The 20654-nt window shown below is 76.5% G+C and carries 17 protein-coding genes; 7 read left to right on the top strand and 10 right to left on the bottom strand.

The window, feature by feature from the left end; all coding sequences use genetic code 11:
• Positions 1–60: 60 nt before the first annotated feature.
• Positions 61–1200: a geranylgeranyl reductase family protein gene (locus tag I4I82_RS00365; protein ID WP_218594333.1), complete on the top strand. Its 1140-nt coding sequence runs from the start codon at positions 61–63 to the stop codon at positions 1198–1200.
• 1 nt (position 1201) lies between these two features.
• Here I4I82_RS00365 and I4I82_RS00360 read toward each other — a convergent pair whose 3' ends face one another.
• The gene (locus I4I82_RS00360; RefSeq protein WP_218594984.1) at positions 1202–2056 is read right to left on the bottom strand and encodes a UbiA family prenyltransferase; all 855 of its coding nucleotides are present in this window, start codon (positions 2054–2056) and stop codon (positions 1202–1204) included.
• 26 nt (positions 2057–2082) lie between these two features.
• On the opposite strand from I4I82_RS00360, the gene I4I82_RS00355 reads away from it, so the two are divergent.
• Both I4I82_RS00355 and I4I82_RS00350 read left to right on the top strand, forming a co-directional pair.
• Positions 2083–2817: a methyltransferase domain-containing protein gene (locus I4I82_RS00355; RefSeq protein WP_226369803.1), complete on the top strand. Its 735-nt coding sequence runs from the start codon at positions 2083–2085 to the stop codon at positions 2815–2817.
• Positions 2814–3857, top strand: a complete 1044-nt coding sequence (locus I4I82_RS00350) for a type III polyketide synthase (protein WP_218593346.1) — start codon at positions 2814–2816, stop codon at positions 3855–3857. Before I4I82_RS00355 ends, I4I82_RS00350 begins: the two co-directional genes overlap by 4 nt.
• 18 nt (positions 3858–3875) lie before the next feature.
• On the opposite strand, the gene I4I82_RS00345 is transcribed toward I4I82_RS00350, so the two are convergent.
• Positions 3876–4958: an NAD-dependent epimerase/dehydratase family protein gene (locus I4I82_RS00345; protein ID WP_218593345.1), complete on the bottom strand. Its 1083-nt coding sequence runs from the start codon at positions 4956–4958 to the stop codon at positions 3876–3878.
• 87 nt (positions 4959–5045) lie between these two features.
• Complete coding sequence (locus I4I82_RS00340) at positions 5046–6047, bottom strand: aldose epimerase family protein (RefSeq protein ID WP_218593344.1); 1002 nt, start codon at positions 6045–6047, stop codon at positions 5046–5048.
• Between the two features lie 173 nt (positions 6048–6220).
• On the opposite strand from I4I82_RS00340, the gene I4I82_RS00335 reads away from it, so the two are divergent.
• From I4I82_RS00335 to I4I82_RS00325, 3 genes are all read left to right on the top strand, one after another.
• Positions 6221–7924: a dynamin family protein gene (locus I4I82_RS00335; RefSeq protein WP_218593343.1), complete on the top strand. Its 1704-nt coding sequence runs from the start codon at positions 6221–6223 to the stop codon at positions 7922–7924.
• Positions 7921–9606 (top strand): GTPase, encoded by a 1686-nt coding sequence (locus I4I82_RS00330; protein ID WP_218593342.1) that lies wholly within the window; start codon positions 7921–7923, stop codon positions 9604–9606. Before I4I82_RS00335 ends, I4I82_RS00330 begins: the two co-directional genes overlap by 4 nt.
• A gap of 61 nt (positions 9607–9667) precedes the next feature.
• Positions 9668–10630, top strand: coding sequence for a zinc-binding dehydrogenase (locus tag I4I82_RS00325; protein WP_225920764.1), 963 nt, complete (start codon positions 9668–9670; stop codon positions 10628–10630).
• Between the two features lie 12 nt (positions 10631–10642).
• Here the strand turns inward: I4I82_RS00325 and I4I82_RS00320 are convergent, their stop codons facing one another.
• Positions 10643–11416, bottom strand: a complete 774-nt coding sequence (locus tag I4I82_RS00320) for an enoyl-CoA hydratase-related protein (protein ID WP_218594624.1) — start codon at positions 11414–11416, stop codon at positions 10643–10645.
• A gap of 78 nt (positions 11417–11494) precedes the next feature.
• Here I4I82_RS00320 and I4I82_RS00315 point away from each other — a divergent pair, with 78 nt between their 5' ends.
• A complete protein-coding gene (locus I4I82_RS00315) occupies positions 11495–12436 on the top strand; it encodes an AraC-like ligand-binding domain-containing protein (RefSeq protein WP_218594625.1) in 942 nt (313 codons plus the stop codon).
• 86 nt (positions 12437–12522) lie between these two features.
• On the opposite strand, the gene I4I82_RS00310 is transcribed toward I4I82_RS00315, so the two are convergent.
• The 6 genes from I4I82_RS00310 to I4I82_RS00285 all read right to left on the bottom strand — a co-directional run bounded on the left by I4I82_RS00310 (position 12523) and on the right by I4I82_RS00285 (position 20608).
• Entirely contained in the window at positions 12523–13758 is a 1236-nt protein-coding gene (locus I4I82_RS00310; protein WP_226369802.1) for a molybdopterin molybdotransferase MoeA, read from the bottom strand.
• 5 nt (positions 13759–13763) lie between these two features.
• Positions 13764–15905, bottom strand: a complete 2142-nt coding sequence (locus tag I4I82_RS00305) for a molybdopterin-containing oxidoreductase family protein (protein ID WP_218594982.1) — start codon at positions 15903–15905, stop codon at positions 13764–13766.
• Positions 15906–17150: 1245 nt separating this feature from the next.
• Complete coding sequence (locus I4I82_RS00300; RefSeq protein ID WP_218594701.1) at positions 17151–17936, bottom strand: ABC transporter permease; 786 nt, start codon at positions 17934–17936, stop codon at positions 17151–17153.
• Positions 17936–18745 carry an ABC transporter permease gene (locus I4I82_RS00295; RefSeq protein ID WP_218594702.1) on the bottom strand — a complete coding sequence of 270 codons (810 nt, stop codon included), beginning with the start codon at positions 18743–18745 and terminating at the stop codon, positions 17936–17938. The genes I4I82_RS00300 and I4I82_RS00295 overlap by 1 nt, the downstream gene beginning before the upstream one ends.
• Positions 18742–19731, bottom strand: a complete 990-nt coding sequence (locus tag I4I82_RS00290; protein WP_218594981.1) for an ABC transporter substrate-binding protein — start codon at positions 19729–19731, stop codon at positions 18742–18744. The genes I4I82_RS00295 and I4I82_RS00290 overlap by 4 nt, the downstream gene beginning before the upstream one ends.
• A gap of 43 nt (positions 19732–19774) precedes the next feature.
• Positions 19775–20608: an ABC transporter ATP-binding protein gene (locus I4I82_RS00285; RefSeq protein WP_218594980.1), complete on the bottom strand. Its 834-nt coding sequence runs from the start codon at positions 20606–20608 to the stop codon at positions 19775–19777.
• Between the last annotated feature and the right edge of the window lie 46 nt (positions 20609–20654).

Below are 20654 nucleotides of genomic sequence, written 5' to 3'. Positions count from 1 at the left end.
CGGGCGGCGGCTCCCGTCGATGATGACCCCGGAGGACGTCGGACGACACCGGAGGAACGCATGGACGAGGTCGCCGACGTCGCGGTCGTCGGCGCGGGGCCGGCCGGCGCCGCGACCGCGCTGCGCGTCCTGCAGCTGCGTCCGGGCGCCCGGGTCCTGCTGCTCGACGCGGCCGCGTTCCCCCGCGACAAGGTCTGCGGCGACGGCATCGCCGCCCCCGTGTTCGACCTGCTCGACGCACTGGGCGCGCCCGGCCTCGACGCGCTCGGTCCGCCGGTGTCGGGCCTGCGCGTGCACTCGCCGGGTGGACGCGCGGTCGTCGCCGACTGCGCGCGCCCGAGCCGGGTCGTGCCGCGGGAGGTGTTCGACGCCGCACTGGTCGATGCCGCCGTCGCCCGCGGCGCGGTGCTGCGCCGCCACCGCGTGCGGCGGGTCGAGGTGCGCCCCGACCGGGTCGTCCTCGACGGGGAGGTGCACGCCCGCGTCGTCGTCGGGGCCGACGGCGCGCACTCGGTGGTGCGCCGTGCGCTCGGCGCCCCGCCCGCGCCCGAGGGCGCCACCGCGGTGGCCGTGCGCGGCTACGCGCGCACGGCCGCCGACCCGGACGCCCTGGTCATCGCGTTCGCCCGCGCGAACCCGCCCGCCTACGCGTGGTCGTTCCCGCTGCCCGGCGGCCGGGCCAACGTCGGCTACGGCGTGTTCGGGGCCCCGCGCGCGAGCAAGCGCGAGCTGCTCGACCGGCTCGACGCCGAGCTGCCCGGCCACGACCTCGACCCCGCGACGGTGCGGGGCCACCACCTGCCGCTCTCCACCGGGCCGCGGTTCCAGCCCGACGGGCGGGTGCTGCTCGTCGGCGACGCGGCCGCGCTGGTCAACCCGGTCACCGGCGAGGGGATCTTCTACGGCGTCGCGTCCGGCGCGCTCGCCGCCCGGGCCGCACTGCTCGGCACGGGGGCCGGTGCCGCGCTGCGGGCGGCGCTGCGACGCAGCCTCGGGCGCCACCACCGCCACGTCGGCGCGTCGGCCCGCGCCGTGCCGCACCCCCGGTTCGTCGACGCCGCGGTGGTCGCCGCGGGGCGCGACCGCCGCGTCTTCGACGCCATCGTCGAGGTCGGGCTGGAGCGCGGCGCGGCGTCGCCGCGGGTGCTCGCGTCGATCGCGGCCGACTACCTGCGGCTGCCCCTGCTGCGGCGGGCGTGAGTCAGGGCCCGACCAGCACCGGCCCGGCGGCGACGAGCAGCGCCACGTCGATCAGCGCCACCACCATCACGGCCCGGAACGGCGCCCGCGAGCCCGGCCGCCGCCCCGCCGCGAACCCGGCGGCGAGCACCCCGGCCGCCACCACCGGCGCGGCCAGCGCGAGCGGCACGGGCACCGCGGCGCCCGCGGAGAGCACCCCCGCCACGAGGACGACCGACGCCGCGAGCAGCAGCCCCGCGGCCGCCACCCGGCTCCCGCCGGCCCCGAGGCGGTGGGGCAGCCCGCGGACGCCGGTGACCAGGTCGTCACCGAGGTCGGGCAGGACGTTCGCGAAGTGCGCACCCGCCCCGAGCAGGGCCCCGCCCACCGGCAGCCACCACGGCGGCGCGGGGGAGCCGGGCGCGCCCAGCACCACGAACACCGGCAGCAGCCCGAAGCACACGAGGTAGGGCAGCACCGACCAGCGCGTCGACTTCACCCCGAGGTCGTAGACCAGCCCGGCGGCGACGGCCACGAGGTGCAGCGACCCCGCGAGCCACCCCGACGCCAGCGACAGCGGCACGCACGCCACCGCCGCGACGGCCGCCGCGACGCCCACCGTCCGCTCCGACACCGCCCCGCTGACGACCGGTTTGTCGGTGCGGCCGACGGCGCGGTCGCGCGCGGCGTCGAGGTGGTCGTTGAGCCAGCCGATCGACAGCTGGCCCGTCAGGACCGCCGCGGTGACGAGCAGCACACCGCCGGGGTCGCGGCCCGTGGTGATCGCCAGCGCGGTGACCAGCAGCGTCACCGCCACGGTCGGCTCCGGGTGGCAGGAGCGGGCGAGGGCCAGAGCCCCGCTCACGACGGGCCGCATGCCGCCCAGCATGGCAGCCTCGGGTCGTGCCGACCTCCCGTACGGCCGTCGCCGGATCCCGACCCGTGCGCCCGCCGAACGACCCCCGCCAGTACGACGACCTCGCCGACCGCTGGTGGGACCCCTCCGGCGAGTTCGCGATGCTGCACTGGCTCGCCGCCGCGCGCGCCGCGCTGGTGCCGCCCGCCGACCGCCCGGACGCCGTGCTCGTCGACCTCGGCTGCGGCGCGGGCCTGCTCGCACCGCACCTCGCGGGAAAGGGCTACCGGCACGTCGGCGTCGACCTCACCGCCTCCGCGCTGGCCCAGGCGTCCGCGCACGGGGTGGCGCCCGTCCGCGGTGACGTGGCCGCCGTCCCGCTGGCCGACGGGTGCGCCGACGTCGTCGCGGCGGGGGAGATCCTCGAGCACGTCACCGACCTGCCCGGCGTGCTCGCGCAGGCGTGCCGGCTGCTGCGCCCGGGCGGGCTGCTCGTCGTCGACACCATCGCGGCGACCCGCCTGGCCCGCGTCGTGGCCGTGACGATCGCCGAGCGGGTGCCGGGGGGCCCGCCGCCGGGCATCCACGACCCGGCGCTGTTCGTCGACCGCGCCGCGCTGGTGCGCGAGTGCGCGCGCCACGGCGTCGCGCTGGAGCTGCGGGGTGTGCGCCCGCGCGTCACGGACCTCGTCGCCTGGCTGGCACGACGCCGTCCCGCCGTGCGGATGGTGGCGGTGCCGACCACCGCCGTGCTGTTCCAGGCCGTGGGGCGGCGCCGGTGACCGGGGCGCACCTGGCCGGCAGCGGCTCGGCGCTGCCCGGGCACGGGGTCGGGCAGGGCGAGGCCTGGGACGGGTTCTTCGCGCGGCACTCGGGCGGGGGCCGGGCGCTGGAGCGGGTGTTCCGCGGGGCCGGCGTCTCGCGGCGCCACCTCGTGGTCGACCCGCTGGCCGAGGACGTCTCCGCCTGGTCCACGGGCGAGCGGATGCGCCGCTACGCCCACGAGTCGCTGCCGCTGGGCACCGAGGCCGTGGCCGCCGCGCTGGCCGACGCCGGGATCGCGGCCGACGAGGTCGGGCTGTTCGCGGTGGCCTCCTGCACCGGCTACGCGACGCCGGGCACCGACATCCGCGTGGCCGCCGCGCTGGGCATGGCCGCGGACGTGCGGCGGCTCGTCGTCGGGCACATGGGCTGCTACGCCGCGGTGCCCGGGCTCGGCACGGTCACCGACTACGTGGAGGCGCGCGGGCGGCCCGCGGTACTGCTGTGCCTGGAGCTCACCTCGCTGCACGTCCAACCGCCCACCGCCGACATGGGCCAGGTCGTCTCGCACGCGCTGTTCGGCGACGCGGCGGCCGCGGTCGTGGTGGCGCCGGGCGACGGGCCGGGCCCGCGGGTCGTCGACGTCGTCGCGCTCACCGACCCCGGCACGCTCGACCACATGACGTGGGACGTCACCGACCACGGCTTCCGGATGGGCCTGTCCCCGCAGGTCCCGGAGGTGCTGGCGAAGCACGTCGCCCCGATGGTGACCGAGCTGCTCGACCGCCACGGGCTGCAGGTGTCCGATGTGGACGGCTGGGCGGTGCACCCGGGCGGGCCGCGGATCCTCGACGTCGTCACCGAGCAGCTCGCCCTGCCCGGCGACGCCCTCGACGCCTCCCGCCGGGTGCTCGCGACGCGCGGCAACTGCTCGTCGGCCACGGTGCTGCTCGTCCTCGACGAGCTCCGGGCCCAGGGCCGTCCGGGCCCGGGGCGCCCGGCCGTGGTGCTGGCCTTCGGCCCCGGGCTGACGCTCTACGCGGCGCTGCTGGAGGGATGAGCCCTCAGGGCAGCATCGTCAGGGGAGGGGCCGCCGCCCGATCGGCCCGCGCCGCACCAGCGACGCCAGCTCGCCCGGCACCGACCGGGGCCGCAGCACCGGGCTCGTGGTGGCCGCGCCCGACGCCATGCCGTCGACGACCTCGGCCAGCGCCGTCCGCGCGTCGACCGACGGCTCCCAGCCCAGCTCGCGGCGGATCCGCCCCGTCGCGAGCAGCGGCACCGCGAACGCGAGGTCGAGCCAGCCCGGGTCCAGCGGCAGCAGCCGCAGCTGCCAGGCCAGCGTGGCGGCGGCCCGCAGCACCGGCCGGGGCACGTGGACCGGGTGCGCGCCGAGGACCTCGGCGATGAGGTCGCGGGTGACGGGTGGGTCGGCGGCCACGTTGAACGCGCCGCCCGCGCGCTCGCGCACGACCCGCGCGACGGCGTCCGCGAGGTCGTCGGTGTGCACGATCGGCACGACGAGCTCGCGGTCGACGGGCAGCAGCGGCAGGTGACGCAGCACGGCCGCGGGGACGTAGGCGGGCATCCCGTAGCGGAGCAGGGCGCTGCCCGCGTCGCGCTGCACGACCAGCCCGGGCCGCATCCGCGCGACGACCGGCCCGTCGGGGTGGCGGCGCTCGTGCTCGTCGATCAGGCGCTCGGCCTCGACCTTGTGCACGCTGTAGGCGAGCGAGGAGATGCCGTCGGTCGGCCACTCCTCGGTGACGCCCGCGCCGAGCGGATCACCGTGCCAGGGCGAGTAGGCCCCCACCGACGACATGTGGACGACGTGCGGCACGCCGGCGTCGCGGGCCGCGGCGAGCACGGCCGCGGTGCCGCCGACGCCCAGGCGGCGCAGGTAGTCGACGTCGCGGGCGGGCTGGAAGCCCCACGCCAGGTGCACGACGACGTCGGCGCCGGTGAAGACGGTCCGCAGCGGCAGCTCGACGCCCGGGGCGGCGAGGTCCAGCGACGTCCAGGCGGCGCCGTCGTAGGGGGCGCCCATCGCGGGCGGGCGACGGCACACCCCGACCAGCTCGTGCTCCTCGGGATCGGCCAGGAGGCGGCGCAGCAGCGCCGTCCCGACGTTGCCGCTCGCTCCGGTGATGACGATCCGCACGTCCGCTCCTCCCGGTGCGGAGGGGGACCGCACACGCGTCGGGCGTGCCCGGGCGCGGGACCGGCGAAACCCCCGGCCCGGGAGCCGTCAGCCGGTCCCGAGGCGCAGCAGGATCCGGCTCCGGCGCTCCTCCCCGGGGCGCAGCACCGTCGACGGGAACCCGGGGCGGTTCGGCGAGTCCGGGAAGTGCTGGGGCTCCAGGCAGAACGCCTCGCGGGCCCCGGCGCGGCGGCCGTCGTGCAGGACGACCGAGCCGTCGAGCATGTTGCCCGAGTAGAACTGCACGCCCGGCTGGTCGGTGAACACCGTCATCGTGCGACCGCTCACCGGCTCGCGGACGTGCGCGGCGGCGCGCAGCTCGCCCGCGCGGGGCCCCGAGTCGTCGACGACGAACGTGTGGTCGTAGCCGCCCGCCACGTCGAGCTGCGGGTGCCCGGCGGCCAGCCCGACGTCGACGGCGGTGGGGACGCGCAGGTCGAACGGGGTGCCCTCGACCGGCGCGAGCTCGCCGGTCGGGATCAGGGCGTCGTCGACGGGCAGGTAGTGCCCGGCGTGCAGGCGCACCTCGTGGCCGCCGACCGGCCCGCCGCCGCCGAGGTGGAAGTAGGCGTGGTGGGTGAGGTTGACGACCGTGGGGCGGTCGGTCGTGGCCGCGATCGTGATGTGCAGCTCCGGGCCGCGCACGGTGTAGGTGACGGTGACGGCGAGGGCGCCGGGGAAGCCGCTCTCACCGTCGGGGCTGGTGTGGCGCAGCGTCACGGCCTGCCCGCCCGGCACCTCTGCCACCCCGTCCGCGGCGAACTCCGCGTGGTCGAGCCCGACCGGCCCGCCGTGCAGCGCGGACGTGCCCTCGTTGGCCGGGACCTGGTACGCGCGGCCGTCGAGGACGAACCGGCCGCCGGCGATGCGGTTGGCGAACCGGCCGACGGTGGCGCCGAGGTAGGCGCGGTCGGCCGGGTAGTCGTCCTCGGCCAGGCCGAGGACGACCTCGCCCGGGGTGCCGTCGCGGTCGGGCGCGCTCAGCCGGGCGAGGCGGGCGCCGTGCGGGGCGATCCCGGCGGTCAGCTCCGCGCTGCGCAGCGTGATCACGACGCCACGCGCACGGCGGCGGAGGGCGCGGCCGTGCCGGCGCGCGGGACGAGGACGGGCGTGGTCGGGCGGGGTCCGGGATCGGGCACGCCGGTCAGCATGCCGTGCAGGACCTCGATCCGGGCCAGTAGGCTCCCCGAGCCACACCGGCACGCACAGGGGGCGAGGGGGACATGCAGGCCGACGGAGGCACCCGGAAGGACCTCGCGGCCGCCCTCCGCACCCTCCGCGACACCGCCGAGGGCGCCGGTTTCGCCCTCGACGTCCCCGGCGTCGAGCGGGCCCGGTACGAGCGGTCCGAGCTCGTCCACCAGCTCGACGACTACGTCCTCCCGCGCCTGGCCCGCCTCGACGCCCCGCTGCTCACGGTGGTGGGCGGGTCGACCGGCGCCGGCAAGTCGACGGTCGTCAACAGCCTCGTCCGCGCCGCGGTGACGCCGTCGGGGGTGCTCCGCCCGACCACACGCTCGCCGGTGCTGGTCTGCCACCCCGACGACCTGCCGTGGTTCTCCGACACCCGGGTCCTGCCCGAGCTCACCCGCACCAGCGGCGCCGGCGCCGACCACGCCACGCTGCAGCTCGTGCCCTCGGCCGCGCTCGCGCCCGGGTTGGCCTTCCTCGACGCCCCCGACATCGACTCCGTCGTCGCCGCCAACCGCCGCCTCGCCGGGCAGCTCCTCGCGGCCGCCGACCTCTGGCTGTTCGTCACGACCGCCGCCCGCTACGCCGACGCCGTGCCGTGGGACGTGCTGGAGACGGCGGCCTCGCGCGGCACCGCACTGGCCGTCCTGCTCGATCGCGTGCCGCCCGGGGCCGAGCGCGACATCGCCGCGCACCTGCACGAGATGCTCGTCGCGCACGGTCTCGGCGCGGCGCCGCTGTTCGTCGTGCCCGAGACCGCGCTGGAGGACGGGCTGCTGCCGGACCCGGTGGTCGCGCCCCTGCGCCGCTGGTTCGACGACCTCGCCCGCGACGCCGCCGGCCGCGCCGCGGTCATCCGCCGCACCCTCGACGGCGCGCTCGACAGCCTCCGCCCGCGCGCCGCCGCCCTCGCCCTGCACGCCCGCGCGCAGTCCGACGCGGCCTCGCGGCTGCGCACCGACGTCCGCACCGCCTACGCCGCGGCCCTGGACGAGGTCGACGACGGCATGCGCGACGGCGCCCTGCTGCGCGGCGAGGTGCTCGCGCGCTGGCAGGAGTTCGTCGGCACCGGCGAGCTGCTGCGCGCGCTGCAGGACCGGGTCGGGCGCTGGCGCGACCAGATCACCGCCGCGTTCACCGGCCGGCCGCAGCCCGGGGGCGACCTCACGGTCGCGCTGGAGTCGGGCGTCGCGCTCCTCGTCCACAGCGCCGCGGAGCGGGCCGCCGAGCGCGCCGCGGTGTCGTGGCGCTCGGGCGCGGCGGGGACCGGGCTGCTCCGCGCGTCGGAGGAGCGGCTCGACCGCGTCTCCCCGGGCTTCCGCGACGACGCCGAGCGCACCGTCCGCGACTGGCAGGGCGCCGTGCTCGACCTCGTCCGCCGCGAGGGCGGCGACCGCCGGACCACCGCGCGCGCCGCCGCGTACGGCGTCAACGCCACGGGCCTGCTCGTCATGATCGCCGTGTTCACGACGACGTCGGTGCTCGCGCCGCCGATCGAGGTGGCCGTGGCCGGCGGCACCACCGTCCTGTCGCAGAAGGTGCTGGAGGCCGTGTTCGGCGACCAGGCCGTGCGCGCGCTGGCCGACCGCGCCCGCGCCGACCTGCTCGACCGCGTCGCCGCCCTCCTCGGGCGCGAGGAGGACCGCTTCGCCGCGCTGCTGCACCACCACGCCACCCACCCCGACGACGCCGCCGCGCTCGACCGGGCGGCGGCGGCCGTGGAGCGGGCGCGATGAGCTCTACGAGAGCAGTGGAGAAGGAGCGCAGCGCCGCCGAGGCGGGGATCGCGGCGCGGCTGCGGGCGCTGGACGACCTCCTCGCCGCCGGCGTCGGCCGTCTCGACGAGGAGCGCCTCGCCCCGGCGCGGCGGCTCGCGCAGCGCGCGGGGGAGCGGCTGCGGCTGTCGGGGGCGCACACCGTCGTCGCGCTGGCCGGAGCCACCGGCAGCGGCAAGTCGTCGCTGTTCAACGCCCTGACCGGCGCCGACGTGTCGACGGTCGGGGTCCGCCGCCCGACCACGGGCGTCGCGCACGCCGCCGTGTGGGGCGCCGACGGGGCCGGTCCGCTGCTCGACTGGCTGGAGATCCCGCGCCGCCACCTGGTCCAGGCGCGGGCGGGTCACGACGCAGCGGAGCTGCCCGGCCTCGTGCTCCTCGACCTGCCCGACCACGACTCGACGGTGATGGCGCACCGCCTGGAGGTCGACCGCCTCGTGGCGCTCGTCGACGTGCTCGTCTGGGTCCTCGACCCCCAGAAGTACGCCGACGCGGCCGTGCACGACCGCTACCTCAGGCCGCTGGCCCGCCACGGCGAGGTCATGGTCGTCGTGCTCAACCAGGTCGACCGCCTGCCACCGGCGCAGGTCGCCGACGCGCTGGGCGACGTCCGGCGGCTGCTGGCCGACGACGGGCTCGACGGCGTCCCGGTGCTCGGGGTGTCGGCCGTGGCCCCCGGTGGCCGCGACGAGCTCCGCGCCGTCCTGACCGGTGCCGTCGCCGCCCACCGGGCCGCGCTGCGGCGGGTGTCGGCCGACCTCGACGCCGTGGCCGCAAGCCTCTCCGACGTCGTTGCGGGGCCGCCGCGCCGCGAGCTCGACGCCACCGCGGTGGAGGCGCTGGACTCCGCGCTCAGCGCCGCGGCGGGCGTGCCCGCGGTGGGTGCGGCCGTCGAGCGGGCCTCGGTGCACCGGGCCGCGGCCGCCACCGGCTGGCCCTGGACGCGCTGGGTCCGCCGCCTGCGCCCCGACCCGCTGCGCCGCCTGCACCTCGACCGGGGGACGACGGCCCCCGACGAGGAGAGCGCCGTCGCCCGCACCTCGCTGCCCGAGGCGTCGGCCGTCGAGCGCTCCCGCGTCGACATCGCCCTGCGCGCCCTGGCCGCCACCGCCGCCGACGACCTGCCCGAGCCGTGGCCCGACGCCGTCCGCGCCGCCTCCCGCTCCCGCGAGGACGACCTGCCCGACGCGCTCGACCGCGCCGTCGCGGGCACCGACCTCGGCCTCGCGCAGCCGCCGCGCTGGTGGCGCGCCGCCGGGCTGCTGCAGACGCTGCTCGCCGTGCTCGCGCTGGCCGGCGGGGTGTGGCTCGCGGGCCTGTACCTGCTCACGCTGCTGCGCCTGCCCGAGCCCCCGACGCCGACGGTGCAGCCGTGGGCGGGTTTCGCCGTGCCGCTGCCCACCGCCCTGCTGCTCGGCGGGCTCCTGGCCGGGCTGCTGCTGGCCCTGCTCGCGCGGCTGCTCGCCCGGATCGGCGCGAGCCGCCGCCGGGCTCGTGTGCAGGAGCGGCTCGACGCCGCCGTCGCCGAGGTGGCCGACGACCTCGTGCTCGTGCCCGTCACCGCCGAGCTGCGCGCCTACGGGGCGCTGCGCGACGCCGTCGCCGGGCTCGCGCCGGCGCCCCGGGGTCGTCGACGGGGATAGGCCCTCTCGCGCAGCGGGATCGGCTGGGGCGCTGGGTTAGCGTGATCGGCTGCGACGCGTGATGTGCACGGAGTTCGGCGGTCCGGAGCGGTTGACGACGCAGGAGGGGCCCGACCCGGAGCCCGGCGCCGGCGAGGTGCTCGTCGCGGTGGAGGCGGCGGGCGTCAGCTTCGTCGACGGGCTGATCGTCGCCGGCCGCTACCAGATCCGGCCGCCGCTGCCGTTCGTCCCGGGTTCCGCGGTGGCGGGGCGGGTCGCCGCGCTGGGGCCGGGCGTCGACGGTCCGGCGGTCGGCACGCCCGTCGCGGCCGCCGTGATGGACTTCGGCGGGTTCGCCTCGCACCTGGTCGTCCCGGTCGCCGAGGTGGTCGCGGTGCCCGAGGGTGTCGAGGCGGCCGTCGCGGCGTCGACGATGGAGAGCTACTGCACGATGGTCTTCGCCGTGACGCACCGCGTGCCGATCGCGGCGGGGGAGCGGGTCGTCGTGCTGGGGGCGGGCGGCGGGATCGGGCTCGCGGCCGTCGACGTGGCCCGCAGCCTCGGCGCGCGGGTCGTCGGCGTGGCGTCGTCGGAGGAGAAGCGGGCCGCGGCCACGGCGGCCGGCGCCGAGGCCGTGATCGGCTACGACGACCTCAAGGACGGCATCCGCGCGGCCACCGGCGGCGGCGCGGACGTCGTGATCGACCCGGTCGGCGGCGCGGCCGCGGAGTCGGCGCTGCGCGCGCTGCGGTCCGGCGGGCGGTTCTGCGTCGTCGGGTTCGCCTCGGGGGAGATCCCGCGCCTGCCCGCGAACGTCGTGCTGCTGCGCAACCGCACGGTCATCGGCGTCGACTGGGGCGACTGGTCGCGCGAGACCGCCGGACCGGCCGCCAACGCCGCGCTGCTCGCCGACGTGCTGGGCCGGGTCGGGCGGGGCGAGCTGCACCCGCCGGCGCCCGCCACCGCCCCGCTCGACGAGGCGGGCGCGGTGCTGACCGCCTACGCCGAGCGCCGCGTCACCGGCAAGTACGTGCTCGTGCCCTGACCGTCACGACACCTAGCGGCCCGTCCAGGTCGGCGGGCGCTTGCCCAGGAACGCCGCGACGCCCTCCTGCGCGTCGTCGGTGCGCAGGACGGCGCCCTTCGCGGCCTCCGTGGCGGCCCAGCCGAGCGTGTCGCCGCCCAGCGCGTCGTCGATCGCGGCGACGCAGGCCTGCACGGCGAGCGGGGCGTTGGCGCAGATCCGCTCGGCCAGCGCGAGGGCGCCGTCGAGCGCGCCGCCCGGCTCGGTGACGGCGTTGACGAAGCCGAGGTCGTGGGCGCGCGCCGCGGGCATCGGCTCGCCGGTGAGCACGAGCTCGCGGGCGACGTTGACCGGCAGCGCCCGCGGCCCGCGGAACAGCGCCCCGCACGTCGGCAGCAGGCCGATCCTCACCTCGGGCAGCCCGAAGCGGGCGTCCGACGCCGCGACGACGAGGTCGCAGGCCAGCGCGATCTCCATGCCGCCGCCCAGCGCGAAGCCCTCCACCGCGGCCACCAGCGGTGTCCGGCGCTCCCGGCGCACCACGCCGTACTCGCCGCCGCGGGGCGTCACGTAGTCGTGGTTCGCGGTGAGGTCGCTGCCGGCGCAGAAGTACCCCCCTGCGCCGGTGAGGACGCCGCACCACAGGTCGGGGTCGTCGTCGAGGCGGTCGAGCGCGGCGCTGAGCCCGTCGGCGGTGGCGCGGTCGACCGCGTTGCGGCGCGCGGGACGGTCGATCGTGACGACCAGGACCCGGCCGCGCACCTCGGTGCGGACCGGTCCGTCGGCGGCTCCGGTGGTGCTGGACATGCTCCTCCTCGGTGATCCTCGAAGGGCACGGTAACGGGCTCGTGATGCGCGCGTGACCTCTTCTTGTCACGATGAGCCATGCCCGTCACCACGATCGACACGTCGTCGGTGGCCGAACGCGACCGCCTGGACTTCTGGCGGTCGACGGTGTGCGACCAGTTCGTCACCCTCGACGTCCGTCCCGGCGCCGGTCCGGCCGTGCGCGGGAGCGTCACCGCGGCGGCGGTGGGCGACATCCAGCTGCGCACCATCCAGGCCGGGCCGCACCGCTTCGATCGCACTCCCGGCCAGGTCCGCGGGGCGGACGAGGACTACTACCAGATCGCGCTCGCCCGCCACGGCAGCACGCTCGTGGCGCAGGACGGGCGCGAGGCCGTCATCGAGCCCGGCGACTTCGTCCTCTACGACAGCAGCCGGCCCTTCACCTTCGTCACCGCGGGCGACTTCGCCTACTCGGTGTGCCTGTTCCCGAAGCGGCTGATCCCGCTGTCGGAGGTGGAGCTGCGCGAGGCCACGGCGATCCGGATCGACGGGCGCCGCGGTGTCGGCGCGATGATCCCGCCGTTCCTGGCCGCCCTGCACCGCCTCGACGACGACGACCTCGTGCCCGCCGCCCGCGAGGCGATGCACCGCACCATCGGCGACCTCTACACCACCGTGATCCGCAGCGAGGTCGGCGCCACCGCGCCCGACGGCGTGCACCTGTCGCGGGCCCGCGCGCACATCCGGGAGCACCTCGCCGACCGCGACCTCGACCCCGCCTCGGTGGCCGCGGCCTGCTCCATCTCGGTGAGCTACCTGCACAAGCTGTTCAGCGCCACGGGCACCACCGTCACCGCCCACATCCGCGAGGAGCGGCTGCAGGGCTGCTGGCACGACCTCACCCGCCCGGAGCTGGCCGGCCTCACGGTCGCGGCGATCGGCGCGCGCTGGGGCCTCCCCGACCCGGCGCACCTGAGCAGAGCCTTCAGAGCGAGGTTCGGAGTCAGCCCGAGCACGCACAGGTCCGGGGCGCACTAACCCCCCTCCGCACTTCGGAGCCGGAACGCGCTCCGAGGGGGTCCCCGAACCGCGTTCCGGCTCCGAAGTGCGGGCGTTGTGAGCCGTCAGGACGTCGGGAGGATGGTCACCTGTTCTCCTGCTGCTGCGCCTGTCCCGTCCAGCTCCACCAGGCAGTTCGCCCCGGCCAGGGCGCGGAGCGAGTGGGAGCCGGCCGAGGGCACCGGGGCGACCTCGCCGGTCTGCTCGTCGAGCACCGCCGGCACCACGGTGTGCCGGCCCGGTGACGCCCGGAACGCGACGGTCGCGCGGGCCGCGCGGCGCACCCGGTCCTGCGGCAGTTTCGACGCCGCCCGCACCGCGGGCCGCACGAACAGCTCGAAGCCGACCCAGCACGCCACGGGGTTGCCGGGCAGCGTGATCACCGGGACGCCGCGGTGGGTGCCCAGGCCCTGCGCCCCGCCGGGCCGCAGCGCGACCGGCCCGAACTCGACGCCCGCCGGGCCGAGGACGTCGCGGACGACCTCGTGGTCGCCCGCGCTGATCCCGCCGGAGGTGACGAGCAGGTCGATCCCGTCGAGGTGGCGCTCCAGCAGCGCGGCGAGCTCGGCGGGGGAGTCGGGCACGATCGGGAGCTGCTCGGCGTCGGCCCCGGCGGCCCGCAGCGCGGCGACGAGCAGCACGCCGTTGCTGTCGTGGGTCTGCCCCGCGCCGCGGCGCCCGCCCGCGCCGACGAGCTCGGAGCCCGCCGACAGCACGGCCACCCGCAGCCGCCGGTGCACCGGCAGCACCGCCAGCCCGCACCCGGCCGCGGCAGCGAGCTGCGCCGGGCCGAGTGCGGTGCCCGAACGCAGCACGACGTCGCCCGTGCGGATGTCGTCGCCCCGGCGGCGGATGTGGCGCCCCGCAGTGACGGGCGCGAGCACGCGCACGTGCTCGCGGCCGTCGTCGGTGAGCTCGACCGGGATGATCGTGTCGGCCCCCTCCGGCAGCGGTGCCCCGGTCATCACGCGCTGCGCCGTGCCGGGCGCCAGCGGCGCGGGGACCGAGCCCGCCGGGACGTGCGCGGTGACCGGCAGGCCGTCGGGCCCGAGGTCGCCGATGCGCAGCGCGTAGCCGTCCATCGCGGAGTTGTCGAAGGCCGGCAGGTCGTCGACGGCGTGCACGTCCGCGGCGAGGCGCCGCCCCGCGCAGGCGGCCAGCGGCAGCGTCTCGGACCCGACCGGCGCGACGAGCGCCGCGGCGCGGGCGGCGTGCGCGGCGACGTCGCGCAGGGGCCCCGCCCCGCCGCCGCACCGGTGCGGCGGCGGGGCGGCGGGGTGGGGGTGGGCGTCGACGGACACGGCCGTCAGGCGCTCTCGACCTCGACGAGCGTGTCCGAGAACGTCGGCGCGTTGCCGAGGTCGGCGAACTCGGTGGGGTTGACCGACGCCAGCGTCTGCCCGGCCTTGGAGTGCTTGCGCCAGCCGCCCATGCTCGACACGACCACGCCCGGCAGCACGCTGTCGTCGATCTTCGCGAGGACGACGAACTCGCCGCGCTCGTTGAAGATCCGCACCGGGGCGCCGTCGGCGATGCCGCGGGCCGCGGCGTCGTCCGGGTGGATGATCACGTTCGGCTCCTTCTGCGCCTGCCGGTGGAACGCCTGGCTGCCGAAGCTGGAGTTGATGTAGGCGTGCGACTTCGGCGTCAGCAGGTTCAGCGGGAACCGGGCCGCGAGCTCCGGGTTGGTGTGCGCCGACTCGCGCGGCGGGATGTAGTGCGGCAGGGCGTCGACGGGCTGGCCGGGCTGGTGGTCGTTGGAGCCCTGCCGGAACAGCGGGACGACGAAGTTGCCGCCCGCCGCGGCGGAGGCGACGAACTCGACCTTGCCCGACGCGGTCGGGAAGTTGCCCTCGGCGTGCGGGCTGTACTCGTCGGGCGAGGGGACGTTGAGCCGCTGCCAGCCCTTCTCCTTGAGCGACTCGACGGTGATGCCCTCCATGTGCGGGTGCGACCAGTCGAACGCCTCGGCGATCATCTCCTGGTCGGTCCGCCGGAACACCGGGTCGTCGAATCCCATGGCCGCGGCCAGGCGCCGGAACATCTCGGTGTTGGGCACCGCCTCGCCGATCGGGTCGATCGACCGGTGGTTGTAGGTCACGAACAGGTGGCCCCAGGAGAACATGATGTCGTCCTGCTCGAGCTGCGTCGTCGCGGGCAGCACGATGTCGGCGTAGTCGGCGGTGTCGGTCATGAACTGCTCGGAGACGACCGTGAACAGGTCCTCGCGCTGCAGCCCCTCGACGAGCCGGTCCTGGTCGGGGCACACGACGACGGGGTTGGAGTTGTAGACCATGAGCGCCTTGATCGGCGGGCCGTCGGGCAGGTCGCCGGCCAGCGCGGCGCCGAGGCGGTACTGGTTCACGACGCGCGTGCCGGGCGTCAGCATCTCGGGGTGCATGAACGCGCCCCAGTTGACGGGGAACGCCCACAGCGGCAGCTGCAGGATGCCGCCGCCGGGCCTGCGCCACGCGCCGACCAGGCCGGGCAGGCACGACAGCGCGCGCACGGCCTGGCCGCCGCCCGCGTGCCGCTCGACGGCGACGCCGATCCGGATGACCGACGGCTGCGCGCCGGCGTACTCGCGGGCCAGCGTGCGGATCGTCTCCGCGGGCACGCCGGTCTCGGTCTCGGCCCACTCCGGGGTGTACTGCTCGACGCGGTCGGCGAACTCGGGGTAGCCGACGGTGAAGTTCTCGACGTAGTCGGCGTCGGTCAGGCCCTCGGAGATGATGACGTTGGCCATCGCGAGCGCGAGCGCGCCGTCGGTGCCCGGGCGCAGCGCGATGTGCTGGTCGGCGGCGGCCGCGGTGCGGGTGCGGACCGGGTCCACCACGACGACCTTGGCGCCGCGCTTGCGGGCCTCGGCGATGTAGGGCCACAGGTGCAGGTTCGTGCTCATGATGTTGCAGGCCCAGACGAGGATGAACTTCGAGTGCACGAGGCTCTCGGGGTCCACGCCCGCGGTGTCGCCGATCGTCATGGCGTAGGCGGTGCAGGAGCCGGCGTCGCAGTAGGTGCGCTCGGAGACCGTCGCCCCCAGCTTCGCGAAGAACGGGTCGCCGACGTTGAGGCCGTTGAGGATGCCCTGGGTGCCCAGGTAGCTCACCGGCATGATCGACTCGGGGCCGAACTCGTCGGCCGCGGCCCGGAACTTCGTGACGATCTCCCGGATCGCCTCCTTCCAGGTGATCCGCTCGAACCTGCCGCTGCCCTTCGGGCCGGTGCGGCGCAGCGGGAACAGGACGCGGCCCGGGTCGTAGACGCGGTCGAGGTAGTTGTTGACCTTGACGCACAGCCCGCCGCGCGTGAACGGGTGCTCGGGGTCGCCCTGGACGCGCACCGCCTTCCCGTCCGCGACGGTCACGAGCATCGCGCAGGTGTCCGGGCAGTCGTGCGGACAGGCGGCGCGGACGGTCGTGGTGGTCGGCTCGATCACCGCGGTCATGGGTTCCTCCGGCGTGGTGGGTCCGTGGGGGTTCGCCGGGAGCCTTCCCCCGGGGGTGGGTCCGGGGCTTGGCTCTGCGGGCAGAGTCGTTGACGCCCCGTTCCCAGTCGCCCGGTGCCGCGCGCGTTCGCGTCTGGCGCGCGCGTTCACGTCTGCCGCGTGGCGTCGGGGGCGCGCGGAGGCCGGTTGGGTGCGCGGGAAGGTGGGGGAGGCGGCGGCGGGGCTCGCGGCGGTGGCCGGGCTGATCGTCGGGAGTGTGACGTGGCGGCCCTGCCGGCGACCGTGGTGGTGCACTCCCGGCGATCAAGGGCCGTGGGCGGGCGGTCGGGCATGATCACCGAAACGCTGTCCCAGCCGGTTCACGCGCTGACCGCCGGCGGTATGCAGGCGCGCGGCCGGCGGCCGTCCCGCGCGCGTTCACGTTTGCCGCGCGCGTTCCGAGCTCCCGCGCGGCCCCGGGGCCGCGCGGGAGCCGGTTCGGCGCGCGGGAGCTGGTTCGGCGCGCGGGACGCGGCGGGGCTGCCGAGGGTGGCGCTGCCGCGGCGGCCGGGGCGGAGTGATCGTCGGGAGTGTGGCGTGGCGGCCCTGCCGGCGACCGTGGTGGTGCACTCCCGCCGATCAAGGGCGGATGGCGGGACGGTCGGGCGCGGTGATCGTCGGGAGTGTGACGTGGCGGCCCTGTCGGCGACCGTGGTGGTGCACTCTCGGCGATCAAGGGCGGTGGGCGGGGCGGCCGGGCAGGGTGATGACCGGGGCTTGTCGCGGCCGGTACCCGCGCTGACCGCCGGGCGGGCCCGCGGCCGTCCCGCGCGCGTTCCCGTCTGCCGCGCGCGTTCCGAGCTCCCGCGCGGCCCCGGGGGCGCGCGGGAGCCGGTTCAGCGCGCGGGAGCCGGTTCGGCGCGCGGGAGGGGTGGGGAGGCCGCGCGCACACGGTGGGGGGCTCGTGGCGGCGTCGGCCACGTGATCGTCGGGAGTGTGACGTGGCGGCCCCGCCGGCGACCGTGGTGTCGCACTCCCGCCGATCAAGGGCTGATGGCGGGACGGCCGGGTGCGGTGATCGTCGGGAGTGTGACGTAGCGGCCCCGACAACGACCGTGGTGGCGCACTCTCGCCGATCAACGCCGGTTGGCGCTGCGGCCCGGCCGTCCCGCGCGCGTTCCCGACTCCCGCGCGCGTTCCCCGCTCCCGCGCGCCGCCGGGGGCTCGCAGGAGCCGGTTCGGCGCGCGGGAGTGGTGGACGGCGGGTCAGGCGTGCTTCGCCCAGTGCAGCACCCGGTCCTCGACGGCCGAGTAGCCGGCGTTGAGGAGATTGCCCAGCACCCCGAGCACCAGGACCGCGGTGAACATGGCGGGGATGTCGAACATCTGCTGGTGGGAGGTCAGGTAGAAGCCCAGGCCGTTCTGGCCGCCCACCAGCTCCGACACCACCGTCATGATCAGGGCGATGGGCAGCGCCACGCGCAGGCCCGCGGAGATCATGGGCAGGGCCGAGGGCAGGACGACGCGGCGGGCGATGTCGAAGCGCGACAGCCCGAACATGCGGGCGGCGTCGACGCGCTCCGGACGGACCGCGCGGGCCCCGGCGGTCGCGTTGACCAGCACCGGGAACACGACGCCGAACACGATCACCGCGATCCGCATGGCGTTGCCGAGGCCGAGGACGAACACGGCCACGGGCAGGATCGCCACGGCGGGCAGGGCGCGGAGGAACTCCAGAGTCGGGCGGAGGTAGTCGTCGAGCGTCCGCGACATCCCGATCGCCAGGCCGAGCACGATCCCGATCACCGCCGCGCCGAGGAACCCGACGGCGAAGCGGCCGAGGCTGGGCAGCAGGTCGTGGACGATGACGTCGGGGAACCAGTCGCGCGCGAAGCGGCCCAGCACCTTCGACAGCGGCGGCAGGTAGACGCTGCCGCCGACGCGCCCGGCCAGCTCCCACAGCCCGAGCAGCAGGACGGGCAGGACGCCGGAGACCCAGCGGGGGAGCGCGGTGCCGCTGCGCGAGGCGCGGGCGGGCAGGGTGGTGGTCATCAGCGGTCGCCTCCGGGCCGGTTCCAGAACAGCAGCCTGCGCTCCAGCGCCTGCACGCCCAGCGCGATCAGGTAGCCCAGCACGCCGACGACGAGCACGCCCGCGTACATCTCAGGGACCCGGATCGCGGACTGCATGAAGGAGATGAAGTAGCCGACGCCCCCGGCCGCCGTCAGCAGCTCGACGGTGATCACCAGGACCAGCGCGATCGCCGACGCCACGCGGATGCCGGTGAGGATCCCGGGCAGCGCCAGCGGCAGGACGACGCGGCGCAGCACCTCGGCGCGCGTCAGCCCGAACGTGCGGGCGCTGTCGATCGCGACCGGGTTGACGTCGCGCACGCCGTAGTAGGTGTTGAACAGCACCGGCCACAGCGCCGCGTAGGCCGCCGCGGCGATCGTGGTGGTCGGGCCGACGCCGAGCAGCAGGATCGCGAACGGCACCAGCGACACCGACGGCAGCGGCCGCAGGAACTCGATGACCCAGCGGAGCACCGCGTAGAGGCGGTCGGAGCTGCCGAGCAGCAGCCCCACCAGCACGCCGACGACGGACGCCGCGGCCAGCCCGCCGGCGACGCTGAGCACGGTCTCCAGCAGCGCCGACGCCAGCCGCCCGTCGGCGAGCTGCTCCACCAGCGCCACGGCGATCCGGCTCGGCGGCGGGAAGAACCGCGAGCCCAGGACCGCGGTGCCGACCTCCAGGGCCAGCACCAGCCCGACGACGAACGCCGCGCCGCGCAGGTTGACACCGCGGCGGCGCCGCCCGGGAGTCGAGGCCCCCGGGCGCGCCGCCACCGGGGCGACGGTCACGACGTCGAGCCCGCGGCGATCAGCGTGGCCGCGTCGACGGGCTCGGGCAGCGTGCCGAAGCGCACCTGCAGGTCGAGCTGGCTCTGGATGGACTCCGGGGTGAGCTCGGTGCCGTAGTTCGAGAGCCGGGAGGTGCTCGCCGTGGCCGCGGTCTGGCCGGTGGCCGCGGCGAGGCTGGCGCGGCGGGCGTCGGCGTTGGCGGGGTCGTTGGCCCACTCGCTCACCTCGGCCATCGCCTCGCGGAGCGTCGTGACGACCTCGGGGTTCTGACCGGCGAATTCGGTGGTGCCGAACCACACCGTGTAGACGAAGGGCTGTCCACCGTTGACGTAGTCGTACGGGCTGCCGATGGTCCGACCGCCCGCGGCCTCCTCGTTCTCGGTGAACGGCGACTGCAGCACGCCGCTCTGCACCTGCCCGGTCTCCATCGCCTGGGCGATGTTGGGGAAGGCGAGGTTCACGAACGTCACGCTCTCCGGGTCGACGCCGGAGTCCTCGAGCATCGCGCGGCTCGCGAGGTGGGGCAGGGTGTTGAGCGCGTTCACCGCGACGGTCGTGCCCGGCAGGTCGGCCACGCCGGCGATGGTGCTCCCGGCGGGGACGACGAGGTTCGACCCCGGGTTGTCCTCCGTGTACGCGATGCCGGGCGCGATCATCGTGAACGGCAGGCCCTGGCTGACGCCGCTGGCGATGGCGGTCGGCGCGCTGCACGCCACGTCGGCCTGGCCGGAGGTGACGGCGGCGGCGAGCTCGGGCACCCCGGCGACGACGTCGAGCGTCACGTCGATGCCGTGGGCGGCGAAGATGCCCTGGTCGACGCCGAAGAAGCCCTGCGCGCAGGAGTCGGAGGCGACGGTGGCCATCGTCAGGGTGGTGCGGCCGTCCTCGCCGGTGACGGGCGCGGCGGCGCCTCCGCAGGCGGTGAGCAGGGCGGTGCCGAGCAGGGCGGTCGCGGTGAGGGCGACGTGGCGGGTGCGGGCGGTCATGGTGGTCCTCCGGGCGGGGGCGGGGGCGGGGGCGGGGGCGGGGTCAGGCGCCGGCGGCGCGCTGCTGGTCGAGCCCGACGAGCTCGTGGATGGCGGCGCGGGCGGCGAGGAAGGGGGCCTCGCCGCGCGTCCGGATCTGGTTGCGCGGCCGGGCGAGGTCGATCGTCAGGTCGCGGACGACCCGGCACGGCGGCGGGCTGAGCACCTCGACCCGGTCGGCCAGGTAGACCGCCTCGTCGATGTCGTGCGTGACGAGCAGCATGGTGGTGCCGTAGCGCTCCTGGATGACCAGCAGCAGGTCCTCCAGGCTCTCCTTGGTCAGCGCGTCGACCGAGGCGAACGGCTCGTCGAGCAGCAGGATCTCCGGCCGGAAGGCCAGCGCGCGGGCGATGGCGACACGCTGTTGCATGCCACCGGAGAGCTGGTAGGGGTGGTAGTCCTCGAAGCCGGCGAGCCCGACGGCGGAGATCGCCTCGTCGGTGCGGACCTGCTTCGTCGCGGCGTCGAGGTCGGCGCGCTTGACGAGCGGGAAGCCGACGTTGCCCGCGACGGTCAGCCACGGGAACAGCGAGCGGGTGTAGTCCTGGAAGACCAGCGCCATCTCCGGCGGGGGAGCGGTGACGGGCGCGCCGTCGAGCAGGACCTCGCCCGTGGTGGGCTCGAGCAGCCCGTTGATCATCCGCAGCAGCGTGGACTTGCCGCAGCCCGACGGCCCGACGATCGCCAGGAAGTCGCCGCGGTGCACCTCGAAGGACAGGTCGCGGCAGACGTGGGGTCCGCCCGCGGAGTACTGCTTGGCCAGATCGCGGATGGCGAGCAGCGGTGGCTGCGGGGTGGTCCCGGTGGCCTGCTCGGTGGGCCGGGAGAGCGTCGTCATGGGGTCCTCACTGCTCGGGGGAACGGGGCTCCTGGTCACTCCGGCT

The sequence above is a fragment of the Pseudonocardia oceani genome (assembly GCF_019263585.2).
In the GTDB taxonomy this organism is placed as follows: domain Bacteria; phylum Actinomycetota; class Actinomycetes; order Mycobacteriales; family Pseudonocardiaceae; genus Pseudonocardia; species Pseudonocardia oceani.
Note: the sequence above shows the minus strand (reverse complement) of the source record. Positions and strands in the feature narration are given on the sequence as shown.

What these genes read in the sequence shown, in the direction of transcription:
- I4I82_RS00300 (WP_218594701.1), bottom strand. Translation starts at nt 17,936, where the DNA reads ATGACCACCACCCTGCCCGCCCGCGCCTCGCGCAGCGGCACCGCGCTC.
- I4I82_RS00335 (WP_218593343.1), top strand. Translation starts at nt 6,221, where the DNA reads ATGCAGGCCGACGGAGGCACCCGGAAGGACCTCGCGGCCGCCCTCCGC.
- I4I82_RS00315 (WP_218594625.1), top strand. Translation starts at nt 11,495, where the DNA reads ATGCCCGTCACCACGATCGACACGTCGTCGGTGGCCGAACGCGACCGC.
- I4I82_RS00360 (WP_218594984.1), bottom strand. Translation starts at nt 2,056, where the DNA reads ATGCGGCCCGTCGTGAGCGGGGCTCTGGCCCTCGCCCGCTCCTGCCAC.
- I4I82_RS00365 (WP_218594333.1), top strand. Translation starts at nt 61, where the DNA reads ATGGACGAGGTCGCCGACGTCGCGGTCGTCGGCGCGGGGCCGGCCGGC.
- I4I82_RS00305 (WP_218594982.1), bottom strand. Translation starts at nt 15,905, where the DNA reads ATGACCGCGGTGATCGAGCCGACCACCACGACCGTCCGCGCCGCCTGT.
- I4I82_RS00285 (WP_218594980.1), bottom strand. Translation starts at nt 20,608, where the DNA reads ATGACGACGCTCTCCCGGCCCACCGAGCAGGCCACCGGGACCACCCCG.
- I4I82_RS00290 (WP_218594981.1), bottom strand. Translation starts at nt 19,731, where the DNA reads ATGACCGCCCGCACCCGCCACGTCGCCCTCACCGCGACCGCCCTGCTC.
- I4I82_RS00325 (WP_225920764.1), top strand. Translation starts at nt 9,668, where the DNA reads ATGTGCACGGAGTTCGGCGGTCCGGAGCGGTTGACGACGCAGGAGGGG.
- I4I82_RS00330 (WP_218593342.1), top strand. Translation starts at nt 7,921, where the DNA reads ATGAGCTCTACGAGAGCAGTGGAGAAGGAGCGCAGCGCCGCCGAGGCG.
- I4I82_RS00320 (WP_218594624.1), bottom strand. Translation starts at nt 11,416, where the DNA reads ATGTCCAGCACCACCGGAGCCGCCGACGGACCGGTCCGCACCGAGGTG.